The organism is Mesorhizobium sp. P2_E9 (assembly GCF_056403815.1).
The window spans coordinates 17,026-38,675 of record NZ_JBFUET010000007.1; the positions used below are offsets into that span (position 1 = coordinate 17,026).

Annotated in this window: 17 protein-coding genes; 9 read left to right on the top strand and 8 right to left on the bottom strand. The window is 64.6% G+C overall.

Features of this window, described 5'->3' with window-relative positions; translation table 11 throughout:
• Positions 1-2: 2 nt before the first annotated feature.
• The 6 genes from AC1D05_RS13620 to AC1D05_RS13645 all read right to left on the bottom strand — a co-directional run bounded on the left by AC1D05_RS13620 (position 3) and on the right by AC1D05_RS13645 (position 6,747).
• Positions 3-1,439 (bottom strand): NAD-dependent succinate-semialdehyde dehydrogenase, encoded by a 1,437-nt coding sequence (locus tag AC1D05_RS13620; RefSeq protein ID WP_477441208.1) that lies wholly within the window; start codon positions 1,437-1,439, stop codon positions 3-5.
• 18 nt (positions 1,440-1,457) lie between these two features.
• Complete coding sequence (locus tag AC1D05_RS13625; RefSeq protein ID WP_477441618.1) at positions 1,458-2,696, bottom strand: CaiB/BaiF CoA transferase family protein; 1,239 nt, start codon at positions 2,694-2,696, stop codon at positions 1,458-1,460.
• Between the two features lie 78 nt (positions 2,697-2,774).
• A complete protein-coding gene (locus AC1D05_RS13630) occupies positions 2,775-3,812 on the bottom strand; it encodes an ABC transporter ATP-binding protein (RefSeq protein WP_477441209.1) in 1,038 nt (345 codons plus the stop codon).
• Positions 3,809-4,867: an ABC transporter ATP-binding protein gene (locus tag AC1D05_RS13635; protein ID WP_477441620.1), complete on the bottom strand. Its 1,059-nt coding sequence runs from the start codon at positions 4,865-4,867 to the stop codon at positions 3,809-3,811. The genes AC1D05_RS13630 and AC1D05_RS13635 overlap by 4 nt, the downstream gene beginning before the upstream one ends.
• Positions 4,868-4,891: 24 nt before the next feature.
• Complete coding sequence (locus AC1D05_RS13640; protein WP_477441210.1) at positions 4,892-5,734, bottom strand: ABC transporter permease; 843 nt, start codon at positions 5,732-5,734, stop codon at positions 4,892-4,894.
• Complete coding sequence (locus tag AC1D05_RS13645; RefSeq protein WP_477441211.1) at positions 5,734-6,747, bottom strand: ABC transporter permease; 1,014 nt, start codon at positions 6,745-6,747, stop codon at positions 5,734-5,736. The genes AC1D05_RS13640 and AC1D05_RS13645 overlap by 1 nt, the downstream gene beginning before the upstream one ends.
• Before the next feature lie 186 nt (positions 6,748-6,933).
• Between AC1D05_RS13645 and AC1D05_RS13650 the strand changes: the two genes are divergently transcribed.
• The 6 genes from AC1D05_RS13650 (at position 6,934) to AC1D05_RS13675 (ending at position 14,679) form a co-directional block, all read left to right on the top strand.
• Positions 6,934-7,743 carry an IclR family transcriptional regulator gene (locus AC1D05_RS13650; protein WP_477441212.1) on the top strand — a complete coding sequence of 270 codons (810 nt, stop codon included), beginning with the start codon at positions 6,934-6,936 and terminating at the stop codon, positions 7,741-7,743.
• 118 nt (positions 7,744-7,861) lie between these two features.
• A complete protein-coding gene (locus AC1D05_RS13655) occupies positions 7,862-8,614 on the top strand; it encodes an SDR family NAD(P)-dependent oxidoreductase (RefSeq protein WP_477441213.1) in 753 nt (250 codons plus the stop codon).
• Positions 8,615-8,850: 236 nt separating this feature from the next.
• Complete coding sequence (locus AC1D05_RS13660) at positions 8,851-10,197, top strand: glucoamylase family protein (RefSeq protein WP_477441214.1); 1,347 nt, start codon at positions 8,851-8,853, stop codon at positions 10,195-10,197.
• Positions 10,187-11,716: a mercuric reductase gene (locus AC1D05_RS13665; RefSeq protein WP_477441215.1), complete on the top strand. Its 1,530-nt coding sequence runs from the start codon at positions 10,187-10,189 to the stop codon at positions 11,714-11,716. The genes AC1D05_RS13660 and AC1D05_RS13665 overlap by 11 nt, the downstream gene beginning before the upstream one ends.
• A gap of 168 nt (positions 11,717-11,884) precedes the next feature.
• Positions 11,885-13,108, top strand: coding sequence for a glycosyltransferase family 4 protein (locus AC1D05_RS13670; protein ID WP_477441216.1), 1,224 nt, complete (start codon positions 11,885-11,887; stop codon positions 13,106-13,108).
• Positions 13,105-14,679, top strand: a complete 1,575-nt coding sequence (locus tag AC1D05_RS13675; protein ID WP_477441217.1) for a glycosyltransferase — start codon at positions 13,105-13,107, stop codon at positions 14,677-14,679. The genes AC1D05_RS13670 and AC1D05_RS13675 overlap by 4 nt, the downstream gene beginning before the upstream one ends.
• A gap of 53 nt (positions 14,680-14,732) precedes the next feature.
• On the opposite strand, the gene AC1D05_RS13680 is transcribed toward AC1D05_RS13675, so the two are convergent.
• Together AC1D05_RS13680 and AC1D05_RS13685 are read right to left on the bottom strand one after the other, a co-directional pair.
• Complete coding sequence (locus AC1D05_RS13680; RefSeq protein WP_477441218.1) at positions 14,733-15,308, bottom strand: DUF1349 domain-containing protein; 576 nt, start codon at positions 15,306-15,308, stop codon at positions 14,733-14,735.
• A 54-nt stretch (positions 15,309-15,362) separates the two neighbouring features.
• Positions 15,363-16,802 carry an aldehyde dehydrogenase family protein gene (locus AC1D05_RS13685; protein ID WP_477441219.1) on the bottom strand — a complete coding sequence of 480 codons (1,440 nt, stop codon included), beginning with the start codon at positions 16,800-16,802 and terminating at the stop codon, positions 15,363-15,365.
• Between the two features lie 274 nt (positions 16,803-17,076).
• Between AC1D05_RS13685 and AC1D05_RS13690 the strand changes: the two genes are divergently transcribed.
• The 3 genes from AC1D05_RS13690 (at position 17,077) to AC1D05_RS13700 (ending at position 21,649) form a co-directional block, all read left to right on the top strand.
• Positions 17,077-17,736, top strand: coding sequence for a TetR/AcrR family transcriptional regulator (locus AC1D05_RS13690; RefSeq protein WP_477441220.1), 660 nt, complete (start codon positions 17,077-17,079; stop codon positions 17,734-17,736).
• Positions 17,737-17,901: 165 nt separating this feature from the next.
• On the top strand, positions 17,902-20,313 hold the full coding sequence (locus tag AC1D05_RS13695) for a GcvT family protein (RefSeq protein WP_477441221.1): 2,412 nt from the start codon (positions 17,902-17,904) through the stop codon (positions 20,311-20,313).
• A gap of 82 nt (positions 20,314-20,395) precedes the next feature.
• Positions 20,396-21,649 (top strand): sarcosine oxidase subunit beta, encoded by a 1,254-nt coding sequence (locus AC1D05_RS13700; protein ID WP_477441222.1) that lies wholly within the window; start codon positions 20,396-20,398, stop codon positions 21,647-21,649.
• The last annotated feature ends 1 nt before the right edge of the window (position 21,650 follow it).

The following is a 21,650-nucleotide window of genomic DNA, read 5'->3' on the forward strand; positions in this document are numbered from 1 at the left end:
GCTCAGTCGACCTGCAGATGCGAGACGAACTTCGAGTTGAGATAGCTCTCCAGCGCATCGGCGCCGCCCTCGGTGCCATTGCCGGAATCGTTGATGCCGCCGAACGGCACCTCCGGCAGCGCCAGGCCATAATGGTTGATCGACACCATGCCGCTGGCGATGCCCGACGACATTTTTGCGGCACTGGCCGATGAACGGGTGAAGCCATAGGCGGCGAGGCCGTAGTTCAGCCGGTTGGCTTCCGCGAGCGCCTCGTCCAGACCGCTCACCGGGGTCATCAGCGCCAGCGGGCCGAACGGCTCCTCGTTCATGGCGCGAGCATCGCTGCCTACATTAGACAGGATGGTCGGCTCGAAGAAATAGCCGGAATTGCCGATGCGCTTGCCGCCGGTGACGAGCTCGGCGCCTTTCTGCACCGCATCATGGACCAGCTCCTCCATCGCCTGCACGCGGCGCGGGTTGGCAAGCGGCCCCATGGTCGTGCCTTCGGCAAGGCCATCGCCAACCTTGATCTGGCTTGTCGCTTCAGCGAAGCGGCCGACGAAATCATCATAGACCGCATGGTCGACGAGGAAGCGCGTCGGCGCGACGCAGATCTGGCCGGCATTGCGGAATTTCGATGCCGCCATCGAGCGTGCGGCGCGGTCGAGATCGGCGTCGGGCAGGACGATGACCGGCGCATGGCCGCCCAATTCCATCGTCGCGCGTTTCATGTGCAGTCCGGCGAGCGACGCCAGCTGCTTGCCGACGGGCGTCGAGCCGGTGAAGGAAATCTTGCGGATCACCGGATGCGGAATGAGATAGGCGGAGATTTCCGACGGCGTGCCATAGACGAGGTTCAAGACACCGTCGGGCAGGCCGGCATCGACGAAGGCACGGACCAATTCGGCGGGTGAAGCCGGCGTTTCCTCCGGTCCCTTGATGATGATCGAGCAGCCGGCGGCGAGCGCCGCCGACAGTTTGCGTACTGCCTGGTTGAGCGGGAAATTCCACGGCGTGAAGGCGGCCACCGGGCCGACCGGCTCCTTGACGACCGACTGGCTCACGCCTTCGAGGCGCGCCGGAACGATGCGGCCGTAGGCGCGGCGCGCCTCCTCGGCGAACCAGTCGATGATGTCGGCGGCGGCGAAGGCCTCCATGCGCGATTCGGCGATCGGCTTGCCCTGCTCCAGCGTCATCAGCGTCGCGATATGCTCGTTGCGCTCACGCAGGATGTTGGCGGCCTTGCGCATCAGCTTCGAGCGGTCGAAGGGCGAGATGCGCCGCCAGGTCCCGAAGCCCTTTGCGGCGGCGGCGAGCGCTTCATCAAGATCGTCGATGCCGGCATGGGCCAGCGAGCCAAGCTCAGCTTCGGTCGCCGGATTGACGATCGCCAGTGTGCGTCCGCTCCGCGCGGGCCGCCACGAGCCGTCGATGTGCAGATGAACGTCGGGATACATGTGAGGCTCCGTAAGAAGTCAGGCGGGAACAGGCTCGGCGACAGGCGTGTAAATGCCGATGGCGCCAGCGCCGATCAGTTGGTCGATGGTCTCGGGGCTGTAGCCGAGGATATCAGTGAGTACGGACGCCGTGTCCTGGCCGAGCATGGGCGGGGCGGTGAAGTCGGCTGTCAGCTGCGCGGCCAGCCCTTGCGCCGGACGCACCATGGCGACGGAACCGAGATGCGGATGCGGCAAGGTGTGGATGAGGCCGCGCTCGCGCACATTCGGGCTGTCGAAGACTTCCGGTATCGACTTCACCGTACCGGCCGGCACGCTGGCCGCGGCACAGGCCGCCATCCAGTGGTCACGCGCCTCCGTCCGGAAAACGGTGGCGAGCTGCGGGATCAACGCCTCGCGATTGGTGGCGCGAGCGCCTGCCCTGATGAAACGCTGGTCCTTCGCCAGATGCGGGAGATCAACAACCTGCTCGCACAACGCCGCGAACTGCCGGTCATTGCCGACCGCCAAAGCAAAGCCGCCGTCAGAGGCCTCGAATATCTGGTAGGGCACGACCGTCGGATGGGCGTTGCCGTAACGGGCAACCTCGCGTCCGGTATTGAGATAGCCGCTGCCGACATTGATCAAGAGGCTGAGCGCGCAGTCGATCAGCGACAGGTCGAGGAACTGGCCCTTGCCGGTGGTCGTCCGCTCATAGAGTGCGGCCAGGATCGATTGCGTCGCGACCATGCCGCAGACGATATCGGTGATGGCGACGCCGACGCGCATCGGTTCGCCGTCGCTCTCGCCGGTGATGGCCATCAGGCCGCTTTCCGCCTGCATGACGAAATCATAGCCCGGCCGGCCGGCATCGGGCCCGGTCTGGCCGTAGCCCGAGATCGAGCAGTAGATCAGCCGCGGATTGGAGGCGCTGAGCTCCTTGTAGCCGACGCCGAGGCGATCGGCCGTGCCGGAGCGGAAATTCTCGACGACAATGTCGGCCTTGGCGGCCAGCTCGCGCACGATCGCCAGGCCTTGCGGGCTTTTCATGTCGAGCGCGACGCTCTGCTTGCCGCGATTGGCGCAGAGATAGTAAGTCGAGACGCCCTTGTAGCTCGGCACCGACCATGCACGGGTGTCGTCGCCGCCATCGATGTTCTCGATCTTCCAGACTTCGGCGCCGAGATCGGCAAGGCTCATGGTAGCCCAGGGGCCGGCGAGCACGCGCGAGAGGTCGAGCACCTTGATGCCTTCGAGCGGCAGGCGCGCCCGGCCCATTGTGGCGGCATCGTTGGTTTGGGCTTCAGTCACATCGCAATCCTTCGCGGGTAATTCGGCAGCTGCCTGGCCGATCTGTCAGACGGTCCTGAAGGTGTTGACCGGCTCCGGGAAATGACAGGCGACGCGATGCTTTTCCCCGGACGGGCCGAGCGGCGGCTCGACCGAGGCGCAGATCGCCTGCGCCTTGAAGCAGCGCGTGCGGAAGCGGCAGCCCGACGGTGGGTTGAGCGGGCTCGGTACGTCGCCGGTCAGCACGATCCGCTCGCGCTTGCGTTCCTTCTCGGGATTGGCGAGCGGCACGGCCGACAGAAGTGCCTGCGTGTAGGGATGCAGCGCCCTCGAATAGAGCTCGGAGGCAGGTGCGATCTCGACGATCTTGCCGAGATACATGACCGCGACATGATGCGAGATGTGGCGCACGACGGACAGATCATGGGCGATGAACAGATAGGATGTGCCGAAGGACTGCTGGATGTCCTTGAGCAGGTTGAGCACGCCGGCCTGCACCGAGACATCGAGCGCAGAGACGGGCTCGTCGAGGATCACCACTTGCGGGTTGAGCGCTAGCGCGCGGGCGATGACGACGCGCTGGCGCTGGCCGCCGGAGAGTTCGTGCGGATAGCGCTTGCCATGCTCCGGATTGAGTCGCACCAGTTCGAGCAGTTCGGCGACGCGGGCGCGGCGGTCGGCCTTCGACATGTCGCTCATGCGCAGCGGCTCGGCGATGTTGTCGGCGATGCGCATGCGCGGATGCAGCGAGCCGTAGGGATCCTGGAAGACCAGTTGGATGTAGCGCCGCATCAGGCGCATGTCCTCGTGGTTGAGCGCGAGCAGGTTCTGGCCACGAAACCAGCTCTCGCCGCTGGTCGGCTCGATCAGCCGCATCAGGCAGCGCCCGAGGGTCGACTTGCCGCACCCGGATTCACCGACAAGGCCAAGCGTCTCGCCTGGTGCCACGTCGAAGGAGACATCGGCGACCGCCCGCACATGAGCGATCGCGCGGTCGAAAACGAGGCCGCCGCGAACCGGGAAATCCTTGACAAGATGGCGCACCGACAGCGCGGCTTCCGGCGCCGGCCTGGTTTCGGCTTGAATTTGCTCCGCTGCGCTCATGGGATCAGGCTTCCAGTCTCCAGGCTTCCCGCAGCCAGCGCAGCGCTGTGGAAAGGCGGCAAGGTCGTCGCGAAATGGCAGGCCGAGAAGCGGCCGCCAATGTCACGCAGCGGCGGGTCTTCGATCCGGCAACGCGCCTCGGCGGCGTGGATGCAGCGCGGATGGAAGGCGCAGCCGCCCGGCAGACGGCCGAGTGCGGGCGGCGAGCCGTCGATCGAGAACAGCCGCTCGCGGCTTTCCTCGAGATTGGGGATCGAGGCGATGAGGCCGCGCGTGTAGGGATGGCGCGGGTCGGCGAACAGGTCCGACACGGTGGCTTGCTCGACGACACGGCCGGAATAGACGACGGCGACGCGATCGGCATGGCCGGCGACGACGCCGAGATCATGGGTGATCAGCACCAGGCCGAGGCCGAGCCGCTCTTGCAGCGAGCGCAGCACGGCCAGGATCTGCGCCTGCACCGTCACGTCGAGCGCCGTGGTCGGCTCGTCGGCGATCAACAAATCGGGGTCATTGGCAACGGCCATGGCGATGACCGCGCGCTGGCGCATGCCGCCGGAGAATTCGTGCGGGTACTGGCTGACCCGGCGTTCCGGCTGCGGTATCGCCACCAGGGCGAGCAGTTCGACCGCACGCGCCATGGCCTGCTTGCGGGTGACGCGCTGATGCAACCTCACCGCTTCGACGATCTGGGCGCCGACGGTCATCACCGGGTTCAGCGAGGACAGCGGATCCTGAAAGATCATGGCGATACGCGCGCCCCTGATCTTGCGCATTTCGCGTGACGATTTGCCCACCAGTTCCTCGCCCTTGAAGCGGACCGAGCCGGTGACCACCGCGTTTTTCGACGTCAGGCCGAGAGCGGCGAGCATGCCGACCGATTTGCCCGAACCGGATTCACCGACGATGCCGACGACCTCGCCCTTGGCGACGTCGAGGTCGATGCCGCGCACCGCCTCGAACTGGCTGCCGGCCTTGCGGAACCCGACCCGCAGGCCGCGTATGGACAGCAGCAGCTCGCGCTCGCCTGGCTTGTCGATCGCGCCGGAACGCATGGGAAGTACCTGTGCGCTCATCGCCTAGTCCGACCTTGGATCGAGAATGTCGCGCAGGCCATCACCTATGAAGTTGAAGCCGAGCACGATGGTGAGGATGGCGGCACCAGGGCCGAAGGCGATCCACCATTGATAGAAATGCACGGCGCCGTCGGAGATCATCGATCCCCATTCGGGTGTCGGCGGCGTGGCGCCCAAGCCGATGAAGCTCAGCGACGCGGCGAGCAGCACGACCTGGCCGAGATCCATGGTGGCGCTGATCAGCACCGGGGTCCAGCAGAGCGGCAATATGTGCGTGAACAGGACGCGGCGCGGCCTGGCGCCGGCGGCGATCGCCGCCTCGACATGCTCGCGCTCCTTCACCTCCAGCACCTGCGCCCGCATCAGCCGGGCGTAGACCGGCCACCAGACCAGCACCATGGCGATGGCGGCATTGCCGAGGCCCGGCCCGAGCGAGGCTGCGACAGCCATGGCCAGCAGCATCGGCGGGAAGGACAAGGTGATGTCGACCAGCCGCATGATCGCGGCACCGGTCAGGCCGCCGACGAAGCCGGAAATCGCGCCTAGCAGCGAGCCGATGACGACGGCCGAGACGACGACCAGAACCGCGATCGGCAGCGAATGCGCCGCGCCGTGCAACGTGCGGGCCAGCACGTCGCGGCCGAGTGCGTCGGTGCCCAGCCAATGCGCCCAACTCGGCGGCTGCAGGCGGCGGGCAACCATTTCCAGCGGATCGAACTGCACCACCAGATTGGCGAACACGGTCATGAACAGCCAGAACAGGATGACGACCGTGCCGATGACCAAGGGCGCGGTCAGCCATTCGGGGATGGCGGCGGAACGGGATTTGGCGACGACCGCCGACATCAGCTCAACCTCACGCGTGGGTTGGCGACGACATAGAGGATGTCGGTGATGAGGTTGGTGACCAGGAAGGCGAGGCCGCCGACAATGGTGACGCCGATGATCGCCGGAAAGTCGAGGGCACGCGCCGCCTCGACCGCGTAGGAGCCCATGCCCGGCCAGGAAAAGATGGTCTCGGTCAGCACCGCGCCGGTGATCAGATAGGCGAAGGAATAGCCGATGACGGTCAGCGTCGACACCATGGTGTTGCGCAGCGCATGCACGATGACGACGCGGAATTCGCTCGCCCCCTTGGCGCGCGCGGTAAGCACGAATTCACGGCTCATCACGTCGAGCATGTTGGCGCGAACCAGCCTCGATATGGTTCCCGATACCGTCCAGCCGAGCACGAAAGCTGGCAACAGCAGATGCCACAGCGCATCCTTGAAGACGGTGAGGTCGCCGGCCAGAAGCGAATCGATGGTCAGGAATCCGGTGATGCCGGGTGGCAGTGCCAGACGGGCATCCAGCCGACCCGGCCCCGGCAGCCAGTTCAGCATGACCGAGAAGATGAAGAGCAGACCGAGGCCAGACCAGAACACCGGCAGCGACGAGCCGAACAAGGCAAACAGCCGCGCGCCATGGTCGATCAGGCTGTTGCGGAAATAGGCGGCCAGCACGCCAAGCACGATACCGAGCGTGGTGCCGAAGATCATCGCGGCGAAGACCAGTTCGAGCGTTGCCGGCAAGCGGTAGAGAATGTCGGTGCCAACATTGCGCTTGGTGATGAACGAAGTGCCGAGGTCGCCGCTCAACAGATTACCAAGATATATCATATAGCGCTCCGGCAGAGGACGATCCAAACCCCAGCGGGCCTTGGCGGCTGCGACCACTTCTGGGTTGCTCATCTGCTGCTCAGCGACGATTGCAGTCAGCGGATCGCCCTTGGTCACCGTGGTGATCAGAAAGGCGATGGTGACGATACCGAGCACCAGGAACGGCATCGCGATAAGCCGGCGCAAAATATAGCGGGACACGTGGCTACCTTCACAAGGACGGGCTTCGTAAGATGGCACAAGGCGCTGACAGATGCCATCGAGGGGACATATTGACAGGCTGCAAAAGCCGCTGTCAATATAAATGGAATTTAATTTCATTTTTGAATGCACAGCGCCGGCGAGACCGGCCCGACAGGTGGACACTCCGCCAGAAAGACCGCCAGCGTGCGCAAGCGAGCGACAAGGGACGAGACGGAACTTGACGGCGAGGGCGCGCAGCTTTCGTCGTCGCTGGTGCGCGGGCTCGGCATCTTGCGCGCCTTCCGGCCGGGCGACGCCTCGCTCGGCAACCAGGATATCATCGCCCGCACCGGCCTGCCCAAGGCCACGGTTTCGCGCATCACCTATACGCTGAGTGCGCTCGGTTATTTGCTCTACGACAAGGACCTCGGCCGCTACAGCCTGGGGCCGGCGACCGTCGCGCTCGGCTATTCGGCGCTGAGCTCCAGCGCGGTGGTCCACATCGCCCGGCCGCTGATGCAGCCGTTGGCAGACCTGACCGGCGCGGCGGTGGCGATCGGCACGCGTGACAGTCTCAACATGGTTTATCTCGCCAATTGCCGGTCGGAGAGCCTGGTGACGCTGCGGCTCAATCCGGGCTCCTACTTGCCGATCTGGAAGACCTCGATGGGGCTGGCCTATGCGGCGGGACTTCTGCCGGAAGAACGCGCCAGTCTTGTGCGTGCACTGCAGGAGGCTGAGCCCGACAAGGCGGCGATGATCCCGGCTGCCATCGAGGACGCGATCGCCCAGTACGAGCGGCTGGGCTATGTCACTTCGTTCGGCGCCTGGCACAGCTATATCCATGCGGTCGGCGTGCCGTTTCGCCCGCGCGATGGCTCGCCGCTGGTCGCCATCACTTGCGGCGGCATCGGCGAGATTATCACCGAGCAACGCGCGCATGCCGAAATCGGACCGGCGCTGGTAGCTATGGTGGAGGCCCTGCGCCGAGAGCTCGAGGGAAATCCCGACTGATCCGAGCCAGGCATTGGCCCAGACGATCGGCCTGTATGCCGGCTTGAACTTGCCCGGCCATGACCTCACAGTCTCCGCCGATGGCGGCTTCAGCCAACATAGACAGGGGTAGGATCAGATGGCGATGAACTTCGCGGGACGCTTTGCCGGCCGGTCGGCGGTCATCACTGGCGGAGCCTCGGGCATCGGCCTGGCGGTCGCGCAGAGGATCGTCGAGGAAGGCGGGCGTGTCAGCGTCTGGGATCGCGATCCGGCCCAGATCGAACAGGCAAAGGCTATCGTCCCAGGCCTGCACGGTGTTGCCATCGACGTCGCCGATGCCGTCGGCGTTGAAGGCGCCGCGGCACGGACGATCGAAGCCCTTGGCGGCGTCGATATCCTGGTCACCAGCGCGGCGATCACCGGGCCGAACATGACGACATGGGCCTATTCGACCGAGGATTGGCAGAAGGTCATCGACATCAACATCAACGGCGTCTTCTACTGCAACAAGGCGCTGGTGCCGCACATGCTCGAGCGCAATTATGGCCGCATCGTCAACATTGCCTCCATCGCCGGCAAGGAAGGCAATCCCAATGCCTCCGCCTACAGCACGTCGAAGGCGGCGGTGATCGGCCTGACCAAGTCGCTCGGCAAGGAACTGGCCAAGACCAAGGTGACGGTGAATTGCGTGACCCCGGCGGCCGTGCGCACCGCGATCTTCAAGCAGATGAGCCAGGAGCACATCGACTTCATGCTGTCCAAGATACCGATGGCACGCTTCGGCGAGGTCGAAGAGGTGGCGGCGCTGATCTGCTGGATCGCCTCGGAAGAATGTTCGTTCACGACGGCCGCCGTCTTCGACGTTTCCGGCGGCCGCGCTACCTATTGAGCCCGGCCGAGACATCCCCACATTGGAGTATGCGACTACAATTCCGCGTGACGACGCAACGATCGGAACTGGACAGGCTTATAGTGGCTGACGTCTGAATGGGCGGTGACACAACAAGGTTTGCAGGAAAGCCATGACACGACGAGACATTTTGGCGGGGGCGATGGTCCATGGCCGCCATACCGGCACCGCGCGATCGACGAACGCTGTGACCGACAGGCTGGAGTTTGCATCGTTTGCCTGAAGCAGATCTTGCCGCGCTGTCCGACGACGAGCTTCTGGACCGCTACCAGCGCGCGGCCTTCGATTATTTCCTCGAGACTGTGAACCCCGATAACGGGCTGGTCGCCGATACGTCGCGGCCGAACTCACCGGCCAGCATCGCCGTCGTCGGTTTCGCGCTCTCCTGTTATCCGATCGGCGTCGAGCGCGGCTGGATGACGCGCGCGGCGGCGGTGGAGCTTACGCTTGCGGCGCTGCGTTTCTTCTCGGCCAGCCCGCAAGGCAGTGGTGACGAGGTCACTGGCCACAAGGGTTTCTACTACCACTTCCTCGACATGCGCACCGGCCTGCGCGTCTGGCGCTGCGAGCTGTCGATGGTGGATACCGCCTTGCTGATGGCCGGCATGTTGGTGGCCGGCGCCTATTTCTCCGGCGAGGACGGGAAGGAAGCCGAAATCCGGCAACTGGCCGAAGCGCTCTATCGGCGCGTCGACTGGCGATGGGCGCAAGGCAGCACGCCGACCTTGCGGCAAGGCTGGAAGCCGAAGAGCGGTTTTCTGCACTATGGCTGGGAGGGCTACAACGAAGCGACCATCCTCTACGTGCTGTCGATGGCCTCGCCCGACGGCCCGACCACCGACGACAGTTATGAAGCCTGGACGGCGACCTACCAGTGGGAAAACATCTACGGCCATGACGTGCTCTATGGCGGGCCGTTGTTCATGCACCAGTTCTCGCATGCCTGGATCGATTTCGCCGGCATCCGCGACGCTTTCATGCGCGAGAAGAATTCGGACTATTTCGAAAACAGCCGCCGCTCGACCTATCTGCAGCGCGACTATGCCCGCCATAACCCCTATGGCTTCGACGGCTATGGCGAGAACCTGTGGGGGCTCTCCGCCGGTGACGGGCCAGGCAGCTTCCGCGCCAGTGTCGAGCGACGGCGGCACCGGTTTTCCGGCTATGCGGCGCGCGGCGCGCCGTTCGGGCCGGATGACGGGACGATCGCGCCATGGTCCTATCCAGCGTCGCTGCCTTTCGCGCCTGACATCTGCCTCGCCGCCATACGCCATCTCGGTGGGCGTTATCCGGAGGTGATCGACAATTTCCGCCTGCCGAGCGGCTTCAATCCGACCTTGGCCAACCGGCGAAAATTCGGCCGCAACGGCTGGGTGTCGGAAGGCCATTACGGGCTGGACCAGGGCATCGTGGTGATGATGATCGAGAACCACCGCTCGCGCCTGATCTGGGAGCTGATGCGGTCCAATCCTCACATCCGTCGCGGCCTGGGCAAAGCCGGCTTCACCGGCGGCTGGCTGTCGCAGCCGGACCCCGCAGCAGGGGGCCGCGATGCCGCGTGACCGCGCGAAGTCCCCCGCCTTCCCTGTCGACCGCAACGACGTCGAGCTGATCCGGGCCGCGCATCCGCCGCACTGGAAGAACCCGACCCCCGATGGTCCGTACAATCTCGTTATCATCGGCGCCGGGCCGGCCGGGCTGACCGCGGCGCGTGACGCCGCGAGCGTTGGCGCGAAGGTCGCGCTGATCGAGCGCGGGCTGATCGGCGGCGCCTGTGTCAATGTCGGCGGCGTCCCGTCGAAGTCGATCATCCGCACGGCCAGGCTCTATGCCGACATGCGCGATGCCGAGAATTTCGGCGGCGACACGCCGGAGCGTCTCCACGTCGACTTCGAGCGAGCCATGATGCGGATGCGGCAGATCCGCCAGCGGCTCAGCCGCGCCGATTCGGCCGCGGCCATCGCTTCGGAAGGCATCCACCTCTATTTCGGCGAAGCGCGCTTCGCCGAACCAGACACAGTGGTGGTCGCCGGCAAGACGCTGCATTTCAAGAAAGCCCTGGCCGCAACGGGCGCGCATCCGAGCGGGCCGGCCATTCCGGGACTTGCCGAGGCCGGCTATCTCGACAATGAGAGCATGTTCAACCTCACGGAATGCCCGCCGCGGCTCCTGGTCATAGGCGGTGGGCCGCTCGGCTGCGAGACCGCACAGGCCTTTTGTCTGCTCGGCGCGAAGGTCATCCTGGCGCAGAGCGATCCAATGTTCCTGCCGGGCGAGGAACGTGACGCCGCGCAGATCCTGTCTGACGCGCTGGCGCGCGAGGGGGTCGAAGTGCGCCTGAACACCGAGGTGGTGGCGGTGCGCAGGGAAGGCGGCAAGAAGCTCGCCGATCTGATGCGGGACGGCGACACGACGACGATCTCCGTCGACGAGATCATCACCGGCGTCGGCCGTTCGCCCAATGTCAGGGGTCTCGGCCTGGAGGAGGCCGGGGTGGCGTATGACGCGAACGGCATCAAGGTGGACGACTATCTGAGAACCACAAATCCGCACATCTACGCGGCAGGCGATGTGTGCCTGGAATACAAGTTCACCCATACCGCCGAGGCAACGGCGCGCATTGTCGTGCGCAATGCCCTGTTTCGCGGGCGCGAAAGGCTCAGTGAACTCGTCGTTCCCTGGTGCACCTACACCGATCCGGAGATCGCCCATGTCGGGCTCTATCCCATAGAGGCGCGCCGTAACGGCATTCCGGTCAAGACCTATACGGTGCTGATGCATGATGTCGCCCGTGCCGTGATGGACGGCGAGGAGGAAGGGTTCGTCAAGATCCATGTCCGGGAGCGATCCGACCGTATCCTCGGGGCGACAGTCGTCGCCAGCCATGCCGGCGAGATGATCAATGCGGTGACGCTCGCCATCCGGTCGGGCATGGGATTGCATGCCCTGGCCGATGTCATCCATCCCTTCCCGACGCAGGCGCAAGGCATCAAGATGGCTGGTGACGCTTACAGGCGGACGCGGTTCACCTCCTTGCGCAGGCGCCTGGCGGCGCGCTGGTTGGCTTGGTCGAGGCGATGAGCCTTGCGGCCCGCCGAGGGCTCGGGGCGGAAGTATTCAAAAGATACAGTGCTTGACGAAAGCCTTGTTCAGCTAAACAAGGTGGCGCCGATGTTTGTGATCACGGAATCGTTACGAATGCCATCTGAATTGGGCCCCTTGCCTGGCACAACGCCCCAGGCGTCCGCATTGAACGGCACAGGCGCGCAACCGGCTGTCGGCCTGCCCGAGCGGGCGGCCCAGAAGCGCACGCTGATCGTGTCGCAAGACCCGGCCTCTCCGCCGGCTTCGGGTTCGGATCTGAGAAACTACCGCAACGCCGAAGCGGCCGCCAGGTTCGGACCGGTCTGCCTGGTTTCGGTGAAGCCGAAGATAGCAGGGAATGCTCCCGGTCCGTCAATCCGCGTCGAGGGCCTGTCGATCGCGGGAGAGCCACGCACGGCCTCGATCGGCTGGTGGCGCTCAAGGGCGGAGAGCCGCATACCGCGTTCCGCCCTGACGCGGCTTGAGACGCTGGCCCGTGAATTCCGCCCTGACACCATCATTGTCGAGGGTGTCGGCCTGTTCAAGCTGCTGCGGCCCCTGCGGCCGCTGGCGGAGCAGCTCATTCTCGATATGCACAATGTCGAGTCCGACCTGGCCGCACAGATCAGGCGTCTCAGTGCCAAGCGAACCGCGGCGGCATTCGGCGTCAGGTACCTGGAAAGAAAAGCGCTGTCCCTTGTCGACAGGGTATGGGTCTGCTCGAATCTGGATCGCCAGAAGCTGATGACGCTTGCCCGACACAAGATCCCGATCGACGTGGTTCCGAACGGAATTCCGAAAGCCGGGGATGGTCCCGCGCGCCTGCCTGCCGAGCCGTCGACCGGCAACGGCTTTCCGGTGATCGTGTTCATCGGCCATCTCGCCTATCCGCCGAACGTCGATGCCGCGCAGCGATTGGCCAGTGTCATATTGCCCCGCATCCGCAACGCCCTGCCGGATGCAAGGCTCGTGCTGGCTGGACGCACCCCGACACCCGAGGTGCAGGCACTGGCCAGATTGCCTGGTGTGGAGCTCATCGAAGATCCCGTGGATGTGGCGCCACTCTTGTCCAGCGCGCATCTCACCATCGTCCCGCTGACGGCGGGGGGCGGCACACGCATCAAGATCCTGGAAGCAATGGCCACGGGCGTGCCGGTGATCGCCACGCCGATCGCTGCCGAGGGCCTGGACCTGGTCGAAGACGACGAGGTGCTGCTGTCTGACACTGACGAGACGCTTGCCGAGATGGCCATCGGACTCTGTCTCGATCCCGAACGCAGGGCGCGGCAACGGCTTTGCGCGCATCAGGCGGTATGGGCAAGGTTCGGCCCGCAAGCGATTCGCGACGCCGTTCGTGACGGGCTTGGACTGAACGGCGCCGCCGGATGATTCCAGCAATCCTGCACCAGACATGGAAGAGCGACACCCTTCCCGCACGCTTCCAGGTCTATGCCGACAGCTGGAAGCGGCATAATCCGCACTGGACGGTGATGTTCTGGAGCGACCGGATGCTGCTCGAATTCGTGGCCGAGCACTACCCTGATTTCCTGCCGATGTTCTGCAGCTACACGAATGGCGTGCAGCGGTCGGATGCCGCCCGCTACATGCTCCTGCATCATTTTGGCGGTGTCTATGCCGACATCGACTGCGAATGCGTCGCCGCCTTCGATCCGATCATGGACGAGACCCGTGTCGTGCTGTGCAAGGAGCCGGCATCGCATGCGGCCGTCCAAGCGGATTTCCGGGGCCTGCCCTATCTCCTGTTCAACGGAACAATCGCGAGCCCGCCCCGCCATCCATTCTGGCTGCACCTTTTGTCCATGATGCCGGGGCTCGCCGGTGCCAAGGACGTGCTCGACGCGACCGGCCCTTGCCTTTTGACCTCCGCGCAGCGCGGTTACAGCGATCAAGAGGCCTTCGCCATTCACCCTTCCGGCCTGTTCGCGCCGGTGACCTCGGCCGGCAGTACGGAGCGCGAGGCCAGTCACGATATGGCTGCGCTTTCGATCCATCACTGGGCCGGCACATGGTGGACCCCGCAGCCACCGCCGAAATGGACGACCAAACTGCGCAACCGAGCCTATCGGCTCCGGTACCGGCTGACGCGCGGCGCGTATCTGGATGAGGCCGTGGCGAAAGCCAGCGTCGACAAGGCGGTTCTGTCGGCACCGCCGCCTTCAGGCCAGAACATCGCCGTTCTGGTGCCGCTTCGCGACGCCGCCGACCTCATCCAACCCTTTCTCGATGCGCTGGACGGGCTCGACTACCCCAAGGACAGGATCAAGCTGGTCTTCTGCGAAGGCGACAGCCAGGACGGAAGCTGGGAGCGGTTGCAGGCGGCGACAACAGGGTTAGCCGGCAAATATCGTGGCATCGTCCTGCTGCAAAGACAGGTCGGCACCAGGCTTGACAGGGCAAAACGGGCGAAGCCTCGCATGCAACGCGTAAGGCGCGGCGCGATTGCCAAGGTGCGCAATTACCTGATCGATCACGGCTTGAAGGAAGACGACGACTGGGCGCTATGGATCGATATCGACGTCTGGCGCTTTCCCGGCGATGCCCTGAACCGGCTGATCGCCACGGGACATCGCATCGCGGTGCCTAACTGCGTGAAGATCGCCGGCGGCGGCAGCTTCGACCTCAACAGCTTCGTGATCAGACGACAGATCAAGGATTATCGCTACTATCGGGACATACGCGGCGGGCTCCACCAGCCTCCGGCGCAAACGCCAAACCGGTATCATCTCAGCGATGTCAGGCATCTCGACATCATCGGCCTCGATGCGGTCGGCGGGACCATGCTGCTGGTCGATGCCGCTCTGCATCGCGGCGGCCTTCGCTTCCCCGAAATCCCCTACCGCGACCTGATCGAGACCGAAGCCTTTGGCATGCTCGCCAACGATCTCGGCATCCGGCCGGTCGGCTTGCCGAAGCTGGAGATCCTACACGTCCCCTGGTGAAACGGCCTGCCGTACAGGCCGTGCTGCTTGAATTCAGTCGAGCACGGCAGGCGTCAGTCGTGCAACTCCCGTGAGATCGGCGGGCCGACCGAAAACCCGGAGAATGTGACCTCGAAACCCTCGCGCTGCGGCGAGCAGCACATCATGCCGACATTGACCGTCTTCGAGACCGGGAAATAGGCAAGCCGCACCGGCTTCCAGTGGCCGTCCGAAGCATCGAGATACTGGACGCGGATCGCCTCGCCATGGCGGGTCAGACGGATGCTGACGCCGTTCGGATCGGCATGAATGGCGACCAGCGACCAGTCCGATGTGTCGTTGGTGACGACGACGGAGACATAAGCGAGGCAGTCGGTGTATTCGATGCCGGCCTTGATCCAGTGCGTCTCGCTCAGCCGGATCATCAGCCCGGCCTGGTCATAGAGCACCTTGTAGTCGCCCTTGACGGTGACTTCGGCAGTGAAGTCGCCCTCGACCGGCCGATGCAGGAAGTGGCCGTTGTCGCGCCAGAAACCGTAGAAGGTCTCGCGCCAGAAATCGGTCTCCTTGCCGGTGCCCACGTGGACGGCATCGCCGTCAATGGCGTGATGCGGCGGCGGGTTGAGCCAGGTCAGGTCCTGCAATGCCATTGCCTCGTGCCGATTCCCCGGTGAAAGCTCGCCGGCCGATGGGCCGGCGCCCGATCAGCCTGCAAATGTATAGGCGGTCTTGACGGTGGTGTAGAACTCCGCGGCATAGCGGCCCTGTTCGCGCGGGCCAAAGCTAGAGCCCTTGCGGCCGCCGAAGGGGACGTGGAAGTCGACGCCCGCCGTCGGCAAATTGACCATCACCATGCCGGCCTCCGAATTGCGCTTGAAGTGGGTGGCGTGCTTCAGGCTCGATGTGCAGATGCCCGAGGTCAGCCCGAAGGGTGTGTCGTTGGCGACGGCAAGCGCCTCGTCATAATCCTTGACCCGGATGACGCTGGCGACGGGCCCAAAAATCTCCTCGCGCGAGCTGCGCATGGCATTGGTGGCCTCGGTCAGCAGTGCCGGGCTGAGGTAGAAGCCCGGTGTCTTGCGATCGAGCCTTTCACCGCCGAAGGCAAGCGTGGCGCCTTCCCTGACGCCGATGGCGATATAGTCCTCGTCCTGCTTCAGCTGTGTCGCGTCGACGACCGGCCCGATCTGGGTCTGAGCGTCGAGCGCATCGCCGATCACCAGTTTGCCCATGCGGTCCTTCAGCGCATCTACGAAACGGTCATGGATGCCGTCGGTCACGATCAGCCTGGACGAGGCCGTGCAGCGTTGGCCGGTCGAGAAGAAGGCGCCGTTGAGCGCGCAATCGACGGCGACCGCAAGATCGGCGTCGTCGAGCACGACCAGCGGGTTCTTGCCGCCCATTTCGAGCTGGAACTTGCGCATGTGCTCGACGCTTGCGGCGGCGACACGTTTTCCCGTGCCGACCGAACCGGTGAAGGTGATGGCATTGACATCGGGGCTGTCGAGCATCGCCTGGCCGACCACCGAACCCTTGCCCATGACCAGGTTGAGCACGCCCTTGGGCAGGCCGGCACGGTACAGGATGTCGACGATCGACCAGGCGCTCTCGGGAACGAGTTCCGCTGGCTTGAAGACGATGGTGTTGCCGTGCGCCAGCGCCGGCGCGATCTTCCAGGCCGGAATGGCGATGGGGAAATTCCACGGCGTGATGATGCCGACCACGCCGACCGCCTCGCGCGTGATCTCGACGCCGACACCCGGCCTCACGCTTGGCACCATCTCTCCGGTCAGACGCAATGTTTCGCCGGCAAAGAAATCGAATATCTGGGCGGCGCGAATGGTTTCGCCGATGCCCTCGGCCAGCGTCTTGCCTTCCTCGCGCGCCAGATTGCGGCCGATCTCGTCCTTGCGCGCCATGATCTCGTCGGATGCCTTCTTCAGCACCGCGTGGCGCGCCAGCGGACCGGAGCGCGACCATGCCGGAAACGCCGCCTTGGCCGCCGCGATGGCCTGCTTGGCCTGTTCGACCCCCGCCGAGGCATATTCGCCGACGACGTCGCCTGTATCCGAGGGGTTGATGTTGCGGGACCCGGCGTCGCCGACCCACTCGCCATCGATGAGGTTCTTTCGAAACTGCGCCATGTCCTGGTCTTTCCTGTTGGTTGGCCGCGCGGCGGCATCTGTCTGAATTGGTATTTGCCAGACAAATGCCTTGCGGGAAAGCACGCACTGACCGAGTAGCCGCGACAAAAATCCCCAGGCCTGCCGTTACGCCGATCGTGCGGTGGCGCCAGCGCCCCATCGATAGCAACCCGGCTAATTTCCACGGGGCGCAATCCAGGCCCAAACGAATTGCCCTGTACAGACATGTACACAGCCTTGATTTGCCTGATGCGGCGTGTCATGCGTCGTGGCGATGGCAGCACTAGAAACGACGATTCAGCGTGCCGGCACCACCGGGAACATCAAAGCCACTCGCGAAGACTGGCTGAAGCTGGCGCTTGAAACACTGATCTCGGATGGTGTCGAACGCGTCCGCGTGCTGACGCTTGGCCAGCAGCTCGACGTCTCGCGCTCCAGCTTCTACTGGTATTTCAAGAGCCGCCAGGATCTGCTCGACCAGTTGCTGGACTATTGGCGGCAAACCAACACCAGGTTCATCGTCGAACGCGCCTCGCGGCCGTCCGCCACGGTCATTCGGGGCGTGATGAGCATTTTCGAATGCTGGGTCGACGAGAGGCTGTTCGATCCCCGGCTGGACTTCGCGATCAGGGCCTGGGCCCGTCGCTCGCCCGCAATCCGGCGTGCACTCGACGAGGCCGACGAGGAGCGCGTCAATGCCATACGCGACATGTACATGCGCCATGGCTATGAGGAAGAAGATGCGTTCGTGCGGGCGCGCGTGCTCTATTTCATGCAGATCGGCTATTACTCGCTCGAACTCAACGAGCCGATGAGCACCCGCCTGGCTCAGGTCGCCTCCTATCTGCGCAGCTTCACCGGCCAGGAGCCTCCGGCGGAAGATGTCGAGGACTTCGCCCGCTATGTCGAGAAGACGCTTTCCGGCAAGCGATAGACGCGGCCATCGGCCGCCTGGCCCGACAGCTTCCTGACGACATACCTAGGGCGCCCCTCCCTTGACCAGCACGCCAGCCTGCTCTTGGTCGACTCTGCAACGCACTAGACACATATGTACAATGCCGTTAGGGTGCGCCGTCATGACCTGACGGAGTGCGACAGGATGAAATCGCAATACAGGGCGATCGTTATCGGCGGCGGCGTGGTTGGGGCCTCGGTGCTCTATCACCTGGCGAAATTCGGCTGGAGCGACGTCGCGCTGATCGAACGCGAGGTGCTGACCGCGGGGTCGAGCTGGCATGCGGCCGGCGGCTTCCATGCGCTGAACGCCGACCCCAACATCGCCGCGCTGCAGGCCTATACGATCGACCTGCTGTCGGAGGTCGAGACAGAATCGGGCCAGAATATCGGCATGCATATGACCGGTGGCATCTCGGTCGCCTCGGCACCGGAGCGCTGGGAATGGCTGAAGGCTTCCTATCGCATCTTCCAGACCATGGGCATCGACGATGTCCATCTGGTCGGCGTCGACGAAATCAAGCAGCGCTGCCCGATCCTCAACACCGACGGCATGCTGGGCGGCCTCTATGCCGCGCGCGAGGGCCATATCGATCCGTCGGGCGTCGTGCACGCCTATGCCAAGGCGGCGAGGAAACGCGGCGCCGATATCATCGAGCACAACCGCGTGCTGGAGCTCAACCGCCGCGCCGACGGCAGCTGGGACGTGGTCACCGAGAAAGGCACGGTCATTGCCGAGCATGTCGTCAATGCCGGCGGGTTGTGGGCCAAGCAGGTCGGCCGGATGGCCGGCATCGACCTGCCGGTGTCGCCGATGGAGCATCACTACCTCGTCACCGAGGCTCTGCCCGAAATCCAGGCGCTCGACCGGGAACTGCCGCTGATCGTCGACCTCGAAGGCTTCACCTATATGCGCCAGGAGCAGAAGGGCCTGCTGCTCGGCATCTACGAAATCAATCACAAGCACTGGAACATGGACGGTGCGCCGTGGAACTACGGCATCGAGCTGATCCAGGAGGACACCGACCGCATCGCCAACGAACTTGCGCTCGGCTTCAGCCGTTACCCCTGCCTGGAGACGGCCGGCATCAAGCGCTGGGTGAACGGCGCCTTCACCTTCTCGCCGGACGGCAATCCGCTGGTCGGCCCGGTGCGCGGCGTTCCCAATTACTGGGTGGCCTGCGGCGTCATGGCCGGCTTCCTGCAAGGCGGCGGTGTCGGCAAGTCGCTGGCCGAATGGATGATCCATGGCGAGCCGGAAGCGGACGTCTACGGCATGGACATCGCCCGCTACGGCGATTTCGCCTCCAACCGCGAATACATCAAGCAAACGACCGGGCAGTTCTATTCGCGCCGCTTCGTCATGAGCTATCCCAACGAGCAATTGGCGGCGGGACGGCCCTTGAAGACGGCCGGCGCGCATGACGCCATGGATGCCGCCGGCGCGCGCTGGGGCAATTCCTGGGGCATGGAAGTGCCGCTTTATTTCGCGCCGCAGGGCTTTGTCGAAACGCCGACACTGAAGCGCTCCAACGCCATCGACATCGTCGCCCGGGAATGCCGCGAGGTGCGCGAAGGCGTCGGTCTGCTCGATATCACCGCCTTCTCGCGCTACGAGGCCGCCGGGCCGCAAGCGGAAGCCTGGCTCGACCGGTTGCTCGCCTGTGCGCTGCCGAAGCCCGGTCGCGCGAAACTCGCGCCGATGCTGGGCGAGAACGGCAAGCTCAAGGGCGACCTCACCGTTTTCAACTGGGGCGACGGCACCTGGTGGATCATGGGTTCGTACTATCTGCGGCAATGGCACATGCGCTGGTTCGAACAGCATCTCGCCGACGGCGTCACCGTGCGCGACATTTCCGACGCGATCGTCGGCTTTTCGCTGGCCGGCCCCAATGCGCGCCATCTGCTCGAACGACTGACGCATCAGGATATCTCGCACCAGGCCTTCGGCTTCCTCGCCTGCAAGACGCTGGATGTCGGCCTGGTGCGGGCCAAGGTCGGGCGGCTGTCGGTCATCGGCGAGCTCGGCTACGAGATCCATTGCCAGGCCAACGAGCATGCTGGGCTGCGCCGCGCGCTGCTTTCGGCAGGCAGCGACCTTGGCATCACCGAATACGGCTTCGGCGCCGTCAATTCGCTGCGGCTCGAAAAGAGTTTTGGCATCTGGTCGCGCGAGTTCACGCAGGACTACACGCCTGGTGAAACCGGCATGGACCGCTGGATTGCTTTCGACAAGGGTGACTTCATCGGCCGTGAGGCGGCGCTGAAAGAGCAGAAGGCCGATGCCAGGCGAACGCTGGTGACGCTCGAAATCGACGCCGGGGATGCCGACGCCAGCGGCTACGAGCCGGTCTGGAGCAAGGGCAAGCTTGCCGGCTTCGTCACCTCTGGCGGCTATGGCCACACGGTCCGCAAGAGCCTCGCCATGGCGCTGGTCGATCGTGATGCGGCCAGTATCGATACCGAGTTGACAACCCACATCGTCGGCGTCGAAAGAGGTGCGCGCGTCATCGCTTCGTCGCCCTACGATCCACTGGGCAAGGCGATGCGGGCATGACCGAAAGAACCGCTGCCATCCCTGCGGAAGACCATGCCATGATCCACGCTTGCTCCCCAGAAACAGGCCTGTCCGGCACACCATGACCAGACGCTATTCCGCCCTGTCACTGTTCAAGGAGGGCCTGGCTGGCCAGGCCGGCTGGAAGCAGGCCTGGCGCTCGCCCGAGCCGAAGCCGTCTTACGACGCGATCGTCATCGGCGGCGGCGGCCACGGGCTGGCCACGGCCTATTACCTGGCGAAGAACCACGGCATCGCCAGAGTGGCCGTGCTGGAAAAAGGCTGGATCGGCGGCGGCAACACCGGCCGCAACACCACCGTGGTGCGCTCCAACTACTACTACCCGGAAAGCGTCGAGCTCTATGGGCTGGCGCACCGGCTCTACGAGGGGCTTTCGAAAGAGTTGAACTACAACGTCATGCTGTCGCAGCGCGGCATGGTCAATCTTTGCCACTCGACCGCCGAAATGGAGATCGGCGCGCGCACCGTCAATGCCATGCAGATCAACGGCATCGATGCTGAGCTGTTTTCACCCGAGGATGTGCGCCGCGTGGCGCCGATTTACAATTTCTCCCCGGATGCGCGTTTCCCGGTGTTCGGCGGCATCTGGCAGGGCCGCGCCGGCACGGCGCGCCATGACGCGGTCGCCTGGGGTTATGCGCGGGCGGCGAGCCGGCTCGGCGTCGACATCATCCAGAATTGCGAGATCACCGATTTCATCGTCGAGGGCGGCCGCTGCCGTGGCGTCCAGACGAGCCGTGGCGCCATCCGCGCGGACCGCATCGGCATGGCGGTGGCCGGGCATTCCTCGGTGCTGGCGGCCAAGGCCGGATTCGGGCTGCCGATCAATTCCTATGCGCTGCAGGCCTGCGTGTCAGAGCCGGTCAAACCGATCCTCGATACGGTGGTGCTGTCGCCGGGCTGCGGCGTCTATGTCAGCCAGTCGGACAAGGGCGAGATCGTCATTGGCGGGGGGTTGGACCGTATTCCTTCATACGCGCAGCGCGGCAATTTGCCGACGCTGGAGGCCGTGATCGCCGGCCTGTTGGAAATGTTCCCGATCTTCGGCCAGCTGAAGCTGATGCGGCAGTGGGCCGGCATTGTCGACGTCGTGCCGGACTCCTCGCCGATCATCGGTCCCTCGCCATTGCCCAATTTGTTCCTCAACTGCGGCTGGGGCACAGGTGGCTTCAAGGCCATTCCCGCCGGCGGCACGCTGCTGGCAAACCTGCTGGCGACCGGCAAGCACAACGACATCAGCCGTCCCTTCGATTTGGATCGCTTTGCCAGCGGGCGACTGATCGACGAAGCGGCCGGCTCCGGCATCGCGCACTGAG